The sequence below is a fragment of the Rosenbergiella epipactidis genome (assembly GCF_018494055.1).
In the GTDB taxonomy this organism is placed as follows: Bacteria; Pseudomonadota; Gammaproteobacteria; order Enterobacterales; family Enterobacteriaceae; genus Rosenbergiella; species Rosenbergiella epipactidis.
The window spans coordinates 1-15,662 of the sequence record NZ_JABBFQ010000007.1 but is presented as its reverse complement, the minus strand read 5'-3'; the positions used below and the strand labels follow the sequence as shown (position 1 = coordinate 15,662).

Sequence of the window (15,662 nt, the reverse complement as noted above, 5' to 3'; positions counted from 1 at the left end):
AGGGTGTCATAAGATTAACGCCATTAATATCCAGCACAAGTGAGGGTCGTATGTCGAAAGCAGAAGTTTTTCACCTTGGTCTAACAAAAGCCGATCTACAGGGCGCGACACTAGCCATTGTTCCTGGGGCGCCTGAAAGGGTCAGAAAAATTGCCGAATTAATGGATAATCCACAGCCGCTGGCTTCGCATCGTGAGTTCACCTCTTGGCGGGCAGAAATCGACGGACAGGCGGTGATCGTCTGCTCGACCGGCATTGGCGGGCCTTCTACCTCTATTGCGGTGGAAGAGTTAGCACAATTGGGCATCCGTACTTTTTTACGTATTGGTACAACGGGCGCGATTCAACCCGATATTCAAGTGGGTGATGTATTAGTCACCACCGGGGCGGTCCGACTTGACGGCGCAAGCCGCCATTTTGCCCCAATAGAGTTCCCGGCGGTGGCCGACTTTAGCTGTACCACCGCTTTAGTCGACGCGGCGAAAGCCTTAGGGGCCTCGACCCATATTGGTATTACGGCCTCTTCCGATACCTTCTACTCAGGCCAAGAGCGCTACGATACCTATTCCGGCCGAGTGGTCAGTGCTTTTCAAGGGAGCCTACAAGAATGGCAACTGATGGGGGTACTTAACTACGAAATGGAATCCGCGACGCTATTCACTCAGTGTGCAAGCCAAGGCCTACGGGCAGGGATGATCGCAGGTGTAATTGTAAACCGGACACAGCAAGAGATCCCTGACGAAAGCACGATGCAGAATACGGAAAGTATGGCCGTACGTATTGTCGTCGAGGCGGCGCGTCGCTTGCTATAAACCGCTCTCGCTTTATTAGGTAGAAAACGTATAGTGTTGCTATTAGCTCAATTAACGCATGAGGTGGATTGTAATGATAGCGACACTGTTAACGTTTAGCCTTGCAGCAATACTGCTAACCTTGACCCCTGGACTCGACACCGCCCTTATACTCAGAACCTCTATCGCCGAAGGTCGCAAAAACGGCTTTAAAGCGGCATTAGGGATTAATGCGGGATGCTATATCTGGGGGACAATTGTGGCGCTAGGGCTGGGGGCGCTGCTTGCTGCCTCGCAAGTTGCCTACGACTGTTTAAAATGGATCGGCGCCGCTTACCTACTCTGGTTAGCGATACAGCTTATTCTTGCCCGCCCCCAACCCTTAACGATCGCCTCGGCAAGCCAGCAACCTAAAACGACGAATTGGTTTTTGCGTGGCTGTTTAGGGAATGTATTAAACCCCAAAATTGGTATTTTTTACGTCAGTTTCCTGCCGCAATTTATCCCGGCAGGGCAATCACCGGTGATATGGACCTTTTTATTGGTCTCTATTCATGTCGCGATCGGGACCTTATGGTCAACGGTACTGATCAATATCGCCGCCAAAGCGTCAGGGTATTTACAGCAGCCGAAAATCATTCAGTGGATGAACCGTGTTACGGCAGGCGTATTTGTATTGTTTGCAGCAAAACTCGCGTTCAGTTCGCGCTAATACATTAAAATATTAAGAGGGTGACCTTGGATTTTCAGAGCGTAATCTATGCGGCGTTGGTATTGTGCGGCATTGTTGTGGGGTGGCTAATTGCTATCTTACGCACAGGGCGGAGTACGGCGGTACGGGAGGCAGAATTCGGCCACCTTTCACAAAACTTACAGCTTAGCGAGCAGCGTGAACAAGCGCTGCAACAGCAGCTAGAGGTATTACAGCAACGGCAAAGTGAGTGGCATGCAAAAGCCGCCGCCGCACAGGAAAAGCTTCAACAACTGGACTACTGGCAGCAACAGACTGAGCAGCTTAATCAGGAATTACGTCACCAATTTGACCTTAATCGTGCGCAAGAGGCAGAGCTAAGAGAAGTCACTACGCGTTGGCAAGAGTCGCAACGTGCGATGGAAGAGAAGCATCAGCTATTAACCGACAGTGAAAAGCGTCTTACCACGCAGTTCGAAAACCTTGCCAGCCGAATTTTCGAACAGAGCCATCGCCGGGTCGACGAACAGAATCGTCAAAGTCTCACTGGATTACTATCCCCTCTTCGCGAACAACTGGATGGGTTTCGTCGCCACGTGAGTGAGAGCTTTAGTCAAGAGGCTCGCGAAAGACATACGCTTACGCATGAAATAAAACAGTTACAACAACTCAATAGCCAAATGGCACAAGAAGCGCTTAACCTGACAAATGCCCTGAAGGGAGATAACAAAATTCAGGGGAACTGGGGAGAAGTTGTCTTAGCACGCGTATTAGAAGCTTCCGGGTTACGTGAGGGCTACGAATACCAGACCCAAGTCAGTATCCAGAGTGAACAAAAGCGCTATCAACCCGATATCATCGTGCGATTACCTCAAGAGAAAGATGTGGTTATCGATGCTAAAATGACTTTGGTTGCTTATGAACGCTACTTTAATGCCACGGATGATGTGGCTCGCCAGCAAGCCGCTCAAGAACATATTTTGGCAGTACGACAGCATATCCGTGGGTTGGGTCGTAAAGATTATCAAGGCTTACCGGGATTGCGCAGTCTTGATTACGTTTTAATGTTTATCCCCGTAGAACCGGCTTTTCTGTTGGCCTTGGACCGGGAACCCGAACTGATCAATGAAGCGCTATCCCATAATATTATGTTGGTCAGTCCCACCACGCTGTTGGTGGCGTTACGCACGATTAATAACCTCTGGCGCTACGAGCATCAAAGTCAGAACGCACAAAAAATCGCTGAACGTGCGGCAAAACTCTACGACAAAATGCGCCTCTTTATAGAGGATATGACGATGTTGGGAGGGACCTTGGATAAGGCACAATCCAGTTATCATCAAGCGATGAAAAAGCTCACCCATGGACGTGGTAATATGCTGGCACAAACCGAAGCCTTCCGACAGTTAGGGGTTGAGGTAAAACGTCCTATAGACAAGCAATTAACCGAACAAGCCATGTCAGATGAGCCGGACTCTGATACACTTGATACAGACGCATTGACTAAGCAGGTAAATACAGATGGCAGATAATTCCAAGGACACCACCCACTTTGGCTTTCAAACCGTAGCTAAAGATGAAAAGGCCGGCAAAGTAGCCGATGTATTCCATTCCGTCGCAGCAAAATACGACCTGATGAATGATCTCATGTCGATGGGCATTCACCGAGTGTGGAAACGCTTCACCATAGATTGCAGTGGTGTGCGTCGTGGTCAACGCGTTCTCGACCTTGCGGGTGGGACCGGCGATTTAACGGCAAAATTTTCTCGTTTAGTGGGCGAGACCGGTGAAGTCGTCCTAGCGGATATCAATAGCTCAATGCTAAAAATGGGACGCGAAAAACTGCGCAACCTCGGCATTGCAGGGAATGTGAGTTACGTACAAGCGAATGCTGAAGCGCTCCCTTTTCCGGATAATTATTTTGACTGTATTACTATCTCTTTTGGCCTGCGTAACGTTACCGATAAAGATAAAGCGTTAGCCTCGATGTTTCGTGTCTTGAAGCCGGGCGGTCGCCTATTAGTTCTAGAGTTCTCGAAACCGCTGCTAGAGCCACTTAGCAAAGTCTACGATGCTTACTCTTTCCATATTCTTCCCCGCATTGGGCAGCTGGTGGCGAACGACGCTGAAAGCTATCGCTATCTGGCGGAATCTATTCGTATGCATCCGGATCAAGAGACCTTAAAACAGATGATGGAAGACGTTGGGTTTGAAAATAGCACCTATTACAACCTCACCGGTGGGATCGTTGCGCTGCATCGCGGGTATAAATTTTAATGCCAACCATGCCAATGATCACGGCGCTTCTTGAGCAAGGGCTTAACCGAACGCTCTGGCAGGATCGCGGGGCGAAAAGTACTCGGCAGCGTCTAAAAGGGAAAATTCTTACCCTTAATATTCGTGAGCTGGGACAGCCGCTGGTACTGTACTTTAGCGATCAGCAGATCGACGTGTTGAATACGGCAACGCCAGACAGTGATTGTACTGTAACGCTCAGTATAACGGTTTTACCTCAGCTTCAGGATCGTAAAAACCTGACATCGTTGATCAAGTCGAGCCAAGTTGACGTTGAGGGTGATCTTCAAGTTATCCAACTCTTTTCAACCTTGATCGATTTAGCCGAGTTCGATCCTGCCGAGTATCTTGCGCCTTGGGTCGGCGACTTAGTCGCCCAATCGGTGAGCCAGACGGGGAAAAATATTGCCCACTTCGTCCAGCGAACCTTGCTTAGACGGCAATCTCAAGTCGGTGATACGCTGATCGAAGAGTGGCGCGTAGTTCCCGGTGCTTTAGAACAAGCGTGGTTTTGTGAAGAAGCACAAGCGGTCGCACGGCAGTGTGATGCGTTAGAAGATCGTTTATCGAAATTGGAGACTCTATGACGTTTGGTGAATTGCGTCGGCTCTATTTTATTATTCGTATATTTTTAACTTACGGATTAGATGAGTTAATTCCTCGAACGCGTTTAGCCTTACCGCTTAGGCTTTGGCGTAAGGGTGTGTTTTGGATACCGAATAAGCACCAAGATAAGGCGATAGGTTTACGTCTGCGTCTTGCCCTTGAGCAGTTAGGTCCGGTCTGGATTAAGCTGGGGCAAATGTTGTCGACGCGACGCGACCTTTTCCCTCCTGAAATTGCCGATCAGTTAGCATCGCTGCAAGACCGTGTTCCACCTTTTGACGGCGTCCGTGCGAAAGCTCAGATTGAAAAATCGTTAGGGGGGCCAGTTGAAACCTATTTTGATGATTTTGATATCAACCCATTAGCTTCGGCATCGATTGCACAGGTCCACACGGCTATTCTCAAAGAGAATCAGAAGCATGTCGTGATTAAGGTGATTCGTCCGGATATTCTGCCTGTTATCAAAGCCGATATGCGACTGATTTATCGGTTAGCAAGCTGGTTACCGCGGATCTTACCGGATGGTCGTCGTCTTCGCCCGATTGAAGTTGTTAAAGATTACGAAAAAACGTTAATTGATGAGCTAAACCTTCTACGTGAAGGGGCCAACGCTATTCAGTTACGTCGCAATTTTGAAGGCAATAACCTGCTGTATGTCCCGGAGGTTTACTCCGATTATGGCAGTGAAACAATGTTAGTGATGGAACGTATCTACGGTATTCCGATCTCTGACACGCAGACACTGGTAGAGCGGGGCATTAATATGCAACTCCTCGCCGAGCGTGGCGTGCAGGTCTTCTTTACCCAAGTATTTCGTGACAGCTTCTTCCATGCGGATATGCACCCAGGGAATATTTTTGTGAGTCATGACCATCCTGATGACCCGCAATATATCGCTATCGACTGCGGAATTGTTGGCTCGTTAAATAAAAACGACAAGCGCTATCTCGCAGAAAACTTCATCGCCTTTTTCAATCGTGATTATCGGCGAGTCGCTGAGCTCCACGTCGATTCTGGATGGGTACCACCTGACACCAATGTCGAGGATTTTGAGTTTTCAATCAGAACGGTATGTGAACCGATTTTTGAAAAGCCTTTGGCTGAAATCTCCTTTGGTCATGTGTTACTGAATCTTTTTAACACCGCGCGTCGCTTCAACATGGAAGTTCAGCCGCAATTGGTGTTATTACAGAAAACCTTGCTTTATATTGAAGGAATTGGTCGCCAACTTTATCCGCAACTGGACTTATGGAAAACGGCGAAGCCGTTCCTTGAGGACTGGATTAAGGATCAAGTGGGGCTGCCTGCGCTGTGGCGTACGGTGAAAACCAAAGCCCCGATGTGGGCAGAGCGTCTGCCTGAGCTACCGGAACTGGTTTTTGATACCCTCCATCATCATAAATTGTTAAAGCACAGCGTCGATAAACTCGCGGATCAGCTTAACCAACAGCATAACCGTCATACTCAAGTGCGATATTTGTGGGGAATGGGAGCAATTTGCTTGCTCAGCAGCACGGCCGTAATGCTCGTTCACCCGGAATTGAAATGGATGTCGGGAGGATTACTGGCAGGAGCCTTAATTAGCTGGATAGTGGGCTGGCGAAAAACTACGTAAAGAGTCATGGCAGAGCACAGCATTGCTGTGGAACATCTGGTATGATTAATTTTAATTAACAAGCTATTATCATTTTGAGGTCATCATGGCTGGGATCAGTATTACCAAACTCCTCATCATTGCCGTTATTGTTATCCTATTCTTCGGAACGAAAAAGCTACGTAATTTAGGCTCCGATTTAGGCTCATCGATCAAAGGTTTCAAAAAAGCAATGAGCGACGACGAAACGAAGAAAGATCAGGATGCCGATTTCTCAACAAAATCCCTTTCTGATTCTGAAAACGCTTCGCAATCTGAAGTTAAGCACAAAGACAAAGATCAGGTATAACTCGTGTTCGATATTGGATTTAGCGAATTACTGTTGGTTTTCGTGATAGGGCTTGTGGTACTCGGCCCAGAGCGACTGCCTGTCGCGGTAAAAACGGTCGTCGGTTGGATCCGTGCTATCCGTTCTTTGGCTGCGAATGTGCAGCATGAACTGGCGCAAGAATTAAAGCTACAAGAACTGCAGGATAGCGTTAAAAAGGTGGAAGAAGCCGGTAAGGGCATGCTCTCTCCTGAGCTAAAAGAGTCGATCGAAGAGTTACGTAAAACCGCTGATTCTGTAAAGCAAACCTACCATGAATCGATTGAAACTGAGCGGGATGAGGATTTAGCCTCTCATACTGATTCAGTCGAAAAGGCGAAAGCCTCGACGTCGAGTCAGGCAGCCAGCGAAGCGCCTAAGCCGACAGCAACTTCCTCGCGTTTAGTGACCCCAGAAGACGAAAAGGCGGCGACTACCGCCAAGCCAACCCCAGCGGTTGAGCCGGCTCAGGGTGTCGTCAAAGAAGCCACCTCTACTCCTAGCGAAGATAAAAGTTAATGGAAGTCGAAGATACTCAACCGCTTATCAGCCACTTAATTGAGCTACGTAAGCGGCTGCTTAACTGCATTATTGCTGTGTTTATTATTTTCCTCGCGTTAATCTATTTCGCGAATGATATTTATCAACTGATTGCTGCACCGCTGATCCGGCAAATGCCTGTTGGGGCCAGTATGATTGCGACAGATGTCGCATCACCTTTTTTTACCCCTATCAAACTCACCATCATCGTTTCAGTGTTTTTGGCGGTTCCAGTCATTCTTTATCAAGTCTGGGCATTTATCGCGCCAGCACTCTATCGCCATGAACGTAAACTGGTAATGCCATTACTTTTCTCAAGTACCCTGCTGTTCTATGTCGGGGTGGCGTTTGCTTATTTTATTGTTTTCCCGCTGGCGTTCGGTTTCTTCGCCAAGACGGCTCCGCAAGGCGTACAGATTGCTACGGATATTAGTAACTATCTCGATTTCGTTATGGCTATTTTCCTCGCCTTTGGTGTGGCATTTGAGGTACCTATAGCAATCGTCCTGTTGTGCTGGACCGGTTTAACTACGCCGGACGATCTGCGTAAAAAACGGCCTTATATCTTGGTCGGTGCGTTTGTGGTGGGAATGCTGTTAACACCTCCTGACGTTTTTTCTCAAACTTTACTCGCTATTCCGATGTACTGCCTATTCGAAGTCGGCGTATTCTTCTCCCGTTATTATGTAGGAAAAGGACGTTGGGATAAGGAACAGGATAGCGAATCCTGAGGTCCCACTCTCAGGTTCTGCGGAATACGCTGCGGAACAACGTTGAACCAGGCCACCTTAGGGTGGCCTCGCGTTGGAAAATAAGATGTTTGATATTGGTGTTAACCTAACAAGTACGCAGTTTGCCAAAGATAGAAAACAGATCGTCACGCGTGCCCAGCAAGCAGGCATTACTGGCATTCTCATTACTGGCACGAATGCACTCGAAAGTCAGCAAGCACAATTTCTCGCTACTCAGCACCCGGGCTATTGTTGGTCTACTGCCGGCGTGCACCCACATCACGCGAGTGAATGGTCACAAGAAACCGCTGGCACGCTTCGCCGGTTAGCGAGTCAACCCCAGGTGGTCGCGATTGGTGAGTGTGGTCTGGACTACAATCGCAATATCTCAATGCCCGAGCAACAAGAGTACGCGTTCAACGCGCAGCTTGAATTAGCGGCCGAATTATCCATGCCAGTCTTTCTTCATTGTCGTGAAGCACACGATCGTTTTATGGCGATTCTCACGCCATGGTTAGATAAGCTTCCCGCGGTGGTCGTGCACTGTTTTACCGGCACGCGTAAGGAGCTTGAGGACTATCTTGCACAAGGCATGATGATGGGTATTACCGGATGGGTGTGTGATGAACGACGTGGGATTGAAGTACGAGAGCTTTTACCTCTAATCCCCGCTGACCGTCTATTACTCGAAACCGATGCGCCTTATCTGCTTCCGAGAGATATGCGACCTCGACCCCCTTCAAGGCGTAATGAACCTTGTTATCTTCCGCATATTGTCCATCAGGTCGCGGCGTGGCGTGGCGAAGATCCGCAAACTCTAGCAGTACAAACTGACAGTAATGCCCGCCGGTTATTCGGCCTTAGCGGTTTATAGTGAGTGTTTGGTAAACGCATCGTTCTCTACGCTGCGTGCCACTGTCTTGTTTAACAGATTGAGTAATAAGATTGAGCGTGTTTCGCCGTCGGTTTCTTGGTAAATAGCGCTCATCCCTTCAAAAATCCCCCCAGTGATCATGACACTCTCACCGGCTTGCGGTAAGGCGGGGCAGAAAGCACTGTCTGAAGGGCTGGTTTGTAACCCGGCGATGACCTGTTCTGGGACTAAGGCAGGTGTTGAGCCAAAACGAACGAAGTGGCTGACACCACGTGTGGCGCTGATGGTAGTGGTGTGAATCACCTCAGGGTCGAACTGCAAAAAGAGATAGTTTGGGAAGAGTGGCTCACAGACTTTTTTCACCTTTGCCCGCACCAACTTTTCCGTCTCAATCATCGGGACAAAACAGGTGACTTGCTGTCTCTCTAAATGTTCTTGTGCGCGGGCCATCTGACCACGCTTGCAATACAGTAAATACCAACCGGCCATAATCTCTCCAAAGATAACGGTAAATAATAACAAAGAGATATTTATTGGTATAGTTTACTTGTGGGTTAAGCCTAAGCGATCTCAGTAAATTCTGGAATTTACCCAAATAAATCGCAGCGCCCGACGCTATTCATACATATAATGGCATTATTGCTCATCATAATCGTAGATATCACCCGTTATGAAATATCAGGACTTAAGAGACTTTATCCAGCAGTTGGAAGCCATCGGTGAGTTAAAACGTATCACACTCCCGATCGATCCGAATCTTGAAATGACTGAAATTGCTGACCGGACCTTGAGGGCAGGGGGCCCGGCGTTACTCTTCGAAAACCCCAAAGGTTACGATATGCCGGTATTGTGTAACCTGTTCGGTACACCGCGTCGTGTCGCCCTTGGTATGGGGCGGGAAGAGGTGAGCGCGCTACGTGAAGTAGGCGAACTCCTGGCATTCCTGAAAGAGCCTGAGCCTCCTCGTGGCTTTCGTGATCTCTTTGATAAACTCCCGCGTTTCAAAAATGTCTTAAATATGCCAACGAAAAGGCTGCGTTCAGCGCCTTGTCAACAACACGTCGCACAAGGTGACGACGTCGACTTGCATAAAATCCCTGTTATGCGCTGCTGGCCAGAAGATGCCGCCCCCCTGATTACCTGGGGATTAGTGGTGACGCGTGGACCGCATAAAGAGCGACAAAATCTGGGTATCTATCGCTTACAAGTCATCGGTAAAAATAGGCTGATTATGCGCTGGTTGTCTCATCGCGGCGGCGCACTCGATTTCCAGGAGTGGTGTAAAGCTCATCCGGGAGAACGTTTCCCTGTCAGTGTTGCCTTGGGGGCGGACCCTGCCACAATTTTAGGCGCGGTTACGCCGGTACCCGATGGCCTGTCAGAGTATGCCTTTGCGGGGTTATTAAGAGGGACCAAAACTGAAGTCGTAAAATGCCTCTCTTCTGAACTCGAAGTACCAGCCAGCGCGGAAATTGTGTTGGAAGGTTATATCGAACCCGGGGATTTAGCGCCCGAAGGCCCTTATGGTGACCATACTGGCTACTATAATGAAGTGGATGATTTTCCCGTCTTCACCGTGACGCATGTTACCCATCGTGATAAGCCTATCTATCATTCGACTTATACTGGCCGCCCGCCAGATGAGCCTGCTGTACTCGGTGTCGCCTTGAATGAAGTATTGGTTCCTATTCTGATCAAACAGTTTCCGGAAATTGTCGATTTCTATTTACCGCCGGAAGGCTGTTCCTATCGCTTAGCCGTGGTGACCATCAAGAAACAGTATGCAGGGCATGCAAAGCGCGTTATGTTTGGCGTGTGGTCTTTCTTACGCCAGTTTATGTATACCAAATTCGTGATAGTGTGTGACGATGACGTCAATGCTCGCGATTGGAACGACGTTATTTGGGCTATCACCACACGAATGGATCCCGCACGTGATACGGTTCTGGTCGAGAATACGCCCATAGACTATCTGGATTTTGCCTCGCCAGTTTCAGGATTAGGTTCCAAAATGGGCATGGATGCAACCAATAAATGGCCGGGTGAGACAGACCGTGAGTGGGGACGCCCCATCGTCAAAGACCCCGATGTCACCGCTCGAGTGGACGCTTTGTGGGATGACTTAGCGATTTTTCCGAAGCAATAAAGGCCAACATTACAATAAACTTGTCAATGCCTGACAGAGGTAACGAATGACTATTTTAAGCTGTAACGTAATTTCTGTAGAAACCATTACTGAGACCGTTTATCGGGTGAGGATTGTTCCTGAAACCGAATTTACTTTTCGCGCGGGCCAATACTTAATGGTGGTAATGGATGAGCAAGACAAACGTCCATTCTCTGTGGCCTCAACGCCAATGGAAAAAGATATTATTGAATTACATATTGGCGCTTCGGATATGAACCTTTATGCCATGGCAGTTATGGATAAAATCCGTGAGCAGAAAACTATTCAAGTCGATATGCCTCATGGTGATGCGTGGTTACGTGAAGGTGGTCAACGACCGATGATTCTCATTGCTGGGGGCACCGGGTTCTCTTATGCCCGTTCAATCCTGCTCACCGCCTTAGCCGAAAACCCAGACCGTGAGATTGAGCTCTATTGGGGCGGGCGTGAGCCTCAACACCTTTATGATTTAACTGAGCTGGAGGCCTTGGCTGTACGTCACCCTTCGCTCAAAATTATTCCTGTAGTCGAGCAACCCGATACGCAATGGCAAGGGCGTACGGGAACGGTTCTTCCTGCGGTGCTTAACGATCACGTCTCGCTGGCAGAGCACGATATTTATATTGCCGGCCGCTTCGAAATGGCCAAAATTGCTCGCGAGCGTTTCTGTGCCGAAGCCGGTGCGCAAGCTGAAAATATCTACGGGGATGCGTTCGCTTTCTTATAAGCCGCGGACTCTGTATTCAAAGGCCGATTAACTCACCGTTATCGGCCTTTTTATTTAACAGGTATTCTTTCTAGTATTCGATGCTTTTTACCCTACGCCATTTTGCCCCGTACCGCTGAGCAGCCATTGCGCACTCCAGTAAAAAGCTGTGCTACCATATGCGCTGATTTTGAACCGTTTGGAGAAGGCAGAATGAATTCGTTACCCGCACTCTATCGTGCTCATATTGAAAGTTTGATCGCTCATGCACGCATTATTCTGGCGCGATCACAGCGCGATGCACTATTGATTCATTCTGGAGAGCTCATCACGGCGTTCCAAGATGACCATGCGTATCCATTTAAAGTTAACCCCTTATTCAAAGCCTGGCTGCCCATTATTGAAACCGCAAATTGTTGGTTATGGATTGATGGTCAGGCACGCCCGACACTCTATTTCTATTCACCTACCGACTATTGGCACAAAGTCGATCCGCTGCCTGACACATACTGGAGCCAAGAATTTACCATTGTGGCATTAAAACAGGCCAACGATATCGCAACCTTACTGCCGACCGATCGCAGCAATGTTGCTTACCTTGGATCGGCGACGCATCGCGCAACAGAGCTTGGGATCCCTGTCTCGCAGCATAACCCGCAACAGATTATCGACTATCTTCACTATAACCGTAGTTTTAAAACGGATTATGAGCTGTATTGCATGCGTGAAGCGCAGAAGAGTGCGGTGAAAGGGCATCTGGCCGCACGCGAGAGTTTTTTTGCGGGAGAAAGTGAATTTCAAATCAATAATGATTATCTCGCGGCGACAGGACAACGTGATACCAATGTGCCTTATGGGAATATTGTGGCAATCAATGAACATGCCTCTGTCTTACACTATACGCATCTCGATCACCACCGGCCGAAAACTCCTCGGAGTTTCTTGTTAGATGCGGGCAGCGAGTTTAACGGTTATGCCGCTGATTTAACACGTTCTTATGCAGCATCACCGAACACGTTATATGCCGAACTGGTGGCGGCGGTGAATCAACATGAACTGGCGTTAATTGATACGCTAACAGTGGGACAGCGTTACAGCGATTATCATCTGCAAATGAATCAGCGTATTGCCTCTATTCTCTGCGAAACCGGTATTATGAAAGGTATTAGCGAAGAGGCTCTGGTCAGTGAAAATATCACTTCGACCTTTATGCCACACGGGGTAGGGCATTCACTCGGCTTGCAAGTTCATGATGTTGCGGGTTTTATGCAAGATGACCAAGGAACACACCTTGCTGCCCCGGCTGAATACCCATGGCTACGTTGTACGCGGATGATTGAACCTCGTATGGTGCTAACAATCGAACCGGGTTTGTACTTTATTGATTCTCTCCTCGCACCATGGCGCAATAGTTCGTACAGCCAACACTTTAATTGGAATGTAATAGACGATTTAAAAGCTTATGGTGGGATTCGTATCGAAGATAATGTCATTATGTGGCCAGACCGAGTCGAGAACATGACGCGTGATTTACAGCTACCCTAATGCATAGCTATCCAATCCCTGTTCAAGCAGAAACAATGGTTGAAGAGACGATAAAGAAGAGTCGTTTCATTACCTACATTGTGCATACCGTTGGCGTTGACGCCGCGAAAAATGTTGTTCAAGTTATTCGAGAACAACATCCTACAGCTCGCCACCATTGCTGGGCTTTTGTTGCGGGAGCGCCTAATGACTCGCAACAACTGGGCTTCTCGGATGATGGTGAACCTTCGGGCACGGCAGGTAAGCCTATGTTAGCGCAGTTGATGGGAAGTGGGTTGGGCGAAGTCACCGCTGTCGTGGTGCGTTACTATGGTGGCGTCATGCTCGGAACCGGGGGATTAGTGAAAGCCTACGGTGGTGGGGTGCAGCTAGCCCTTAAGCACGTCGAGCGTCAGGTTAAAATTCCCAAACAGGCCTACTGGCTCCAATGTCAGTATGGCCAGTTAGCAGAAATCGAACGTATCGTGCAGCGTCACCAAGGTGAACTTCTCGATACGCGTTTCACCGAACACGTTACGGTTAACATTGCCTTACCTGAAGCATTTTTAGCAGAGTGCAATGAGGCATTGAGTCAATTTAGCCGTGGTGAACTCCATTTACAGCAGCAATAAATAATCCTGAATCAGGTCGAATAGGACAGGCAGCATGCAATTCCGAGCCCTTACCCGTATTGTAGGTCTTTTAATTATTATCTTCTCAGGCACCATGATGTTGCCGGGGCTTGTAGCACTGATCTACCGAGATGGGGCAGGAAGAGCGTTTAGCCAAACCTTTCTCACTGCATTAGTGATTGGATCGCTACTCTGGTGGCCTAACCGTAAGCATCGACGAGAGCTGAAACCTCGCGAAGGTTTTTTTATCGTAGTCCTATTTTGGATAGTGCTAGGTAGCGTCGGAGCATTGCCTTTTATGTTTGCCGAGCGCCCACATCTTTCTGTTACGGACGCTTTTTTCGAGTCATTCTCTGGTCTCACCACTACCGGTGCGACAACGCTAATCGGTCTTGATACCTTACCTAAGGCAATCCTATTTTATCGGCAAATGTTGCAGTGGTTAGGGGGGATGGGAATTATCGTCTTAGCCGTAGCCATCCTACCAATATTAGGGGTAGGGGGGATGCAGCTTTACCGCGCAGAAATGCCGGGCCCCTTAAAAGATAATAAAATGCGCCCAAGGATTGCTGAAACGGCTAAAACCTTATGGTTAATTTATGTATTGCTGACGATAGCGTGCGCATTAGCACTCTGGTTTGCCGGTATGCCGTTATTTGACGCGATTGGTCATAGCTTCTCAACCATATCGATCGGTGGCTTTTCTACCCATGACTCGAGTGTCGGTTATTTCAACAGCCCACTGATCAACAGTATTATTGCAATCTTCCTTCTCATTTCTGGCTGTAACTATGGTCTCCACTTCTCGCTGCTTTCGGGCAGAAGCCTTAAAGTGTATTGGCGTGATCCAGAGTTCCGCGTCTTTATTGGTGTGCAGTTAAGTTTAGTGGTCATCGCCACGCTGATCCTTATGACGCACCACGTCTATCACGGCTTTTGGGCGACATTAGATCAAGCCTTTTTCCAAGTTGTTTCGATGGCAACGACGGCTGGATTCACTACAGACAGTATTGCTCATTGGCCATTATTCTTGCCTGTCCTTCTATTATGTACCGCGTTTATTGGTGGGTGTGCAGGTTCGACAGGTGGCGGGCTTAAAGTTATCCGTATCCTTTTACTCTTTAAGCAAGGTAACCGTGAGCTAAAACGCTTAGTACACCCTAACGCAGTCTATACCATTAAATTGGGGGATCGTCCTCTACCTGAGCGAATCATTGAAGCGGTATGGGGATTCTTCTCAGCTTATGCTTTGGTCTTTTTAGTCAGCATGATGGCAATCATTGCAACGGGTGTAGATAACTTTTCTGCATTTGCCGCGGTGGCTGCAACCCTTAACAACTTGGGCCCTGGACTTGGCGTAGTAGCAGATAACTTTGCGTCGATGAATGACACCGCGAAATGGATACTGATTTCGACTATGCTGTTTGGGCGTTTAGAAGTTTTTACGCTACTCGTTCTTTTCACGCCAACCTTCTGGCGTCAATAAGGTATATGAATGAAAACTCTTCTTCTTTATTCCACGCGTGATGGCCAGACTCATAAGATTGCGCAAGCTATCCAGCTGGATATGGTTCCGCAACAGGTCGACCTTTATGATTTAACGGCGTTACCTCCTATCGATTGGTCGCTATACGATAAAGTGATTATCGGTGCGTCGATTCGCTACGGGCGCTTTGCCCCACAGTTGGCAGAGTTTGTCGATGCACATCTCGACGAGTTAGCTCAGCGCTACAGTGCATTCTATTCGGTAAACCTTACGGCACGGAAACCTGACAAAGCCTCGCCCGATACCAATGTCTATACGCATAAGTTTTTAAGCGCTTCTTCCTGGGTACCGGATGAGGTCGCCGTTTTCGCTGGCGCGTTGCGCTATCCCCGTTATCGTTGGTTTGATCGCTTTATGATCGGGTTAATTATGAAGATGACCGGGGGAGAAACGGATAAGACTAAAGAGGTTGAATACACGCAATGGGAAAAGGTTCGAGAATTTGCCCTGAAAATCGCTGAGAAAAAGAGCAAATTGCTGGCAAATTGAGTGGTTCGGTTAGAAAAGAAACGAACGAGAAATTTTTTTAAATAATCCCTTGCGCTCTGAGCGGAACTCCCTATAATGCGCATCCACTGACACGGCAAAGCACGATACG

17 protein-coding genes are annotated in these 15,662 nt (G+C 48.2%); 16 read left to right on the top strand and 1 reads right to left on the bottom strand.

Going from position 1 to position 15,662, the window contains the following annotated elements; translation table 11 throughout:
* Window positions 1-50: 50 nt before the first annotated feature.
* The 10 genes from udp (at window position 51) to tatD (ending at window position 8,489) form a co-directional block, all read left to right on the top strand.
* Window positions 51-812 carry a uridine phosphorylase gene (udp, locus tag HGT71_RS11290; RefSeq protein ID WP_099823106.1) on the top strand — a complete coding sequence of 254 codons (762 nt, stop codon included), beginning with the start codon at window positions 51-53 and terminating at the stop codon, window positions 810-812.
* Window positions 813-879: 67 nt separating this feature from the next.
* Window positions 880-1,503 (top strand): LysE family translocator, encoded by a 624-nt coding sequence (locus HGT71_RS11285; protein WP_214218029.1) that lies wholly within the window; start codon window positions 880-882, stop codon window positions 1,501-1,503.
* Window positions 1,504-1,529: 26 nt separating this feature from the next.
* Window positions 1,530-3,014 carry a DNA recombination protein RmuC gene (gene rmuC / locus HGT71_RS11280; protein ID WP_214217870.1) on the top strand — a complete coding sequence of 495 codons (1,485 nt, stop codon included), beginning with the start codon at window positions 1,530-1,532 and terminating at the stop codon, window positions 3,012-3,014.
* On the top strand, window positions 3,004-3,759 hold the full coding sequence (ubiE, locus tag HGT71_RS11275) for a bifunctional demethylmenaquinone methyltransferase/2-methoxy-6-polyprenyl-1,4-benzoquinol methylase UbiE (protein ID WP_048911243.1): 756 nt from the start codon (window positions 3,004-3,006) through the stop codon (window positions 3,757-3,759). Before rmuC ends, ubiE begins: the two co-directional genes overlap by 11 nt.
* The gene (ubiJ, locus tag HGT71_RS11270; RefSeq protein ID WP_214217869.1) at window positions 3,759-4,364 is read left to right on the top strand and encodes a ubiquinone biosynthesis protein UbiJ; all 606 of its coding nucleotides are present in this window, start codon (window positions 3,759-3,761) and stop codon (window positions 4,362-4,364) included. Before ubiE ends, ubiJ begins: the two co-directional genes overlap by 1 nt.
* Entirely contained in the window at window positions 4,361-5,998 is a 1,638-nt protein-coding gene (gene ubiB, locus HGT71_RS11265; RefSeq protein WP_214217868.1) for a ubiquinone biosynthesis regulatory protein kinase UbiB, read from the top strand. Before ubiJ ends, ubiB begins: the two co-directional genes overlap by 4 nt.
* Before the next feature lie 85 nt (window positions 5,999-6,083).
* Window positions 6,084-6,326, top strand: coding sequence for a twin-arginine translocase TatA/TatE family subunit (gene tatA, locus HGT71_RS11260; protein WP_048911250.1), 243 nt, complete (start codon window positions 6,084-6,086; stop codon window positions 6,324-6,326).
* 3 nt (window positions 6,327-6,329) lie between these two features.
* On the top strand, window positions 6,330-6,863 hold the full coding sequence (gene tatB / locus HGT71_RS11255) for a Sec-independent protein translocase protein TatB (RefSeq protein ID WP_214217867.1): 534 nt from the start codon (window positions 6,330-6,332) through the stop codon (window positions 6,861-6,863).
* Window positions 6,863-7,615 carry a Sec-independent protein translocase subunit TatC gene (gene tatC / locus HGT71_RS11250; RefSeq protein ID WP_099823111.1) on the top strand — a complete coding sequence of 251 codons (753 nt, stop codon included), beginning with the start codon at window positions 6,863-6,865 and terminating at the stop codon, window positions 7,613-7,615. The genes tatB and tatC overlap by 1 nt, the downstream gene beginning before the upstream one ends.
* Before the next feature lie 85 nt (window positions 7,616-7,700).
* Entirely contained in the window at window positions 7,701-8,489 is a 789-nt protein-coding gene (gene tatD, locus HGT71_RS11245) for a 3'-5' ssDNA/RNA exonuclease TatD (RefSeq protein WP_214217865.1), read from the top strand.
* Here the strand turns inward: tatD and rfaH are convergent.
* Entirely contained in the window at window positions 8,484-8,978 is a 495-nt protein-coding gene (gene rfaH, locus HGT71_RS11240; protein ID WP_214217864.1) for a transcription/translation regulatory transformer protein RfaH, read from the bottom strand. The two genes, tatD and rfaH, sit on opposite strands and share 6 nt — an antisense overlap.
* A gap of 181 nt (window positions 8,979-9,159) precedes the next feature.
* On the opposite strand from rfaH, the gene ubiD reads away from it, so the two are divergent.
* The 6 genes from ubiD (at window position 9,160) to hemG (ending at window position 15,553) form a co-directional block, all read left to right on the top strand.
* A complete protein-coding gene (gene ubiD, locus HGT71_RS11235; protein WP_048911255.1) occupies window positions 9,160-10,635 on the top strand; it encodes a 4-hydroxy-3-polyprenylbenzoate decarboxylase in 1,476 nt (491 codons plus the stop codon).
* Window positions 10,636-10,681: 46 nt separating this feature from the next.
* Complete coding sequence (gene fre / locus HGT71_RS11230; RefSeq protein ID WP_048911256.1) at window positions 10,682-11,383, top strand: NAD(P)H-flavin reductase; 702 nt, start codon at window positions 10,682-10,684, stop codon at window positions 11,381-11,383.
* 192 nt (window positions 11,384-11,575) lie between these two features.
* Window positions 11,576-12,907 carry a Xaa-Pro dipeptidase gene (pepQ, locus tag HGT71_RS11225; protein WP_214217860.1) on the top strand — a complete coding sequence of 444 codons (1,332 nt, stop codon included), beginning with the start codon at window positions 11,576-11,578 and terminating at the stop codon, window positions 12,905-12,907.
* Entirely contained in the window at window positions 12,907-13,518 is a 612-nt protein-coding gene (locus HGT71_RS11220) for an IMPACT family protein (RefSeq protein WP_214217858.1), read from the top strand. The genes pepQ and HGT71_RS11220 overlap by 1 nt, the downstream gene beginning before the upstream one ends.
* Before the next feature lie 34 nt (window positions 13,519-13,552).
* Window positions 13,553-15,004 (top strand): Trk system potassium transporter TrkH, encoded by a 1,452-nt coding sequence (trkH, locus tag HGT71_RS11215; protein WP_048911259.1) that lies wholly within the window; start codon window positions 13,553-13,555, stop codon window positions 15,002-15,004.
* A gap of 9 nt (window positions 15,005-15,013) precedes the next feature.
* Entirely contained in the window at window positions 15,014-15,553 is a 540-nt protein-coding gene (hemG, locus tag HGT71_RS11210) for a menaquinone-dependent protoporphyrinogen IX dehydrogenase (protein ID WP_214217856.1), read from the top strand.
* Window positions 15,554-15,662: the final 109 nt, after the last annotated feature.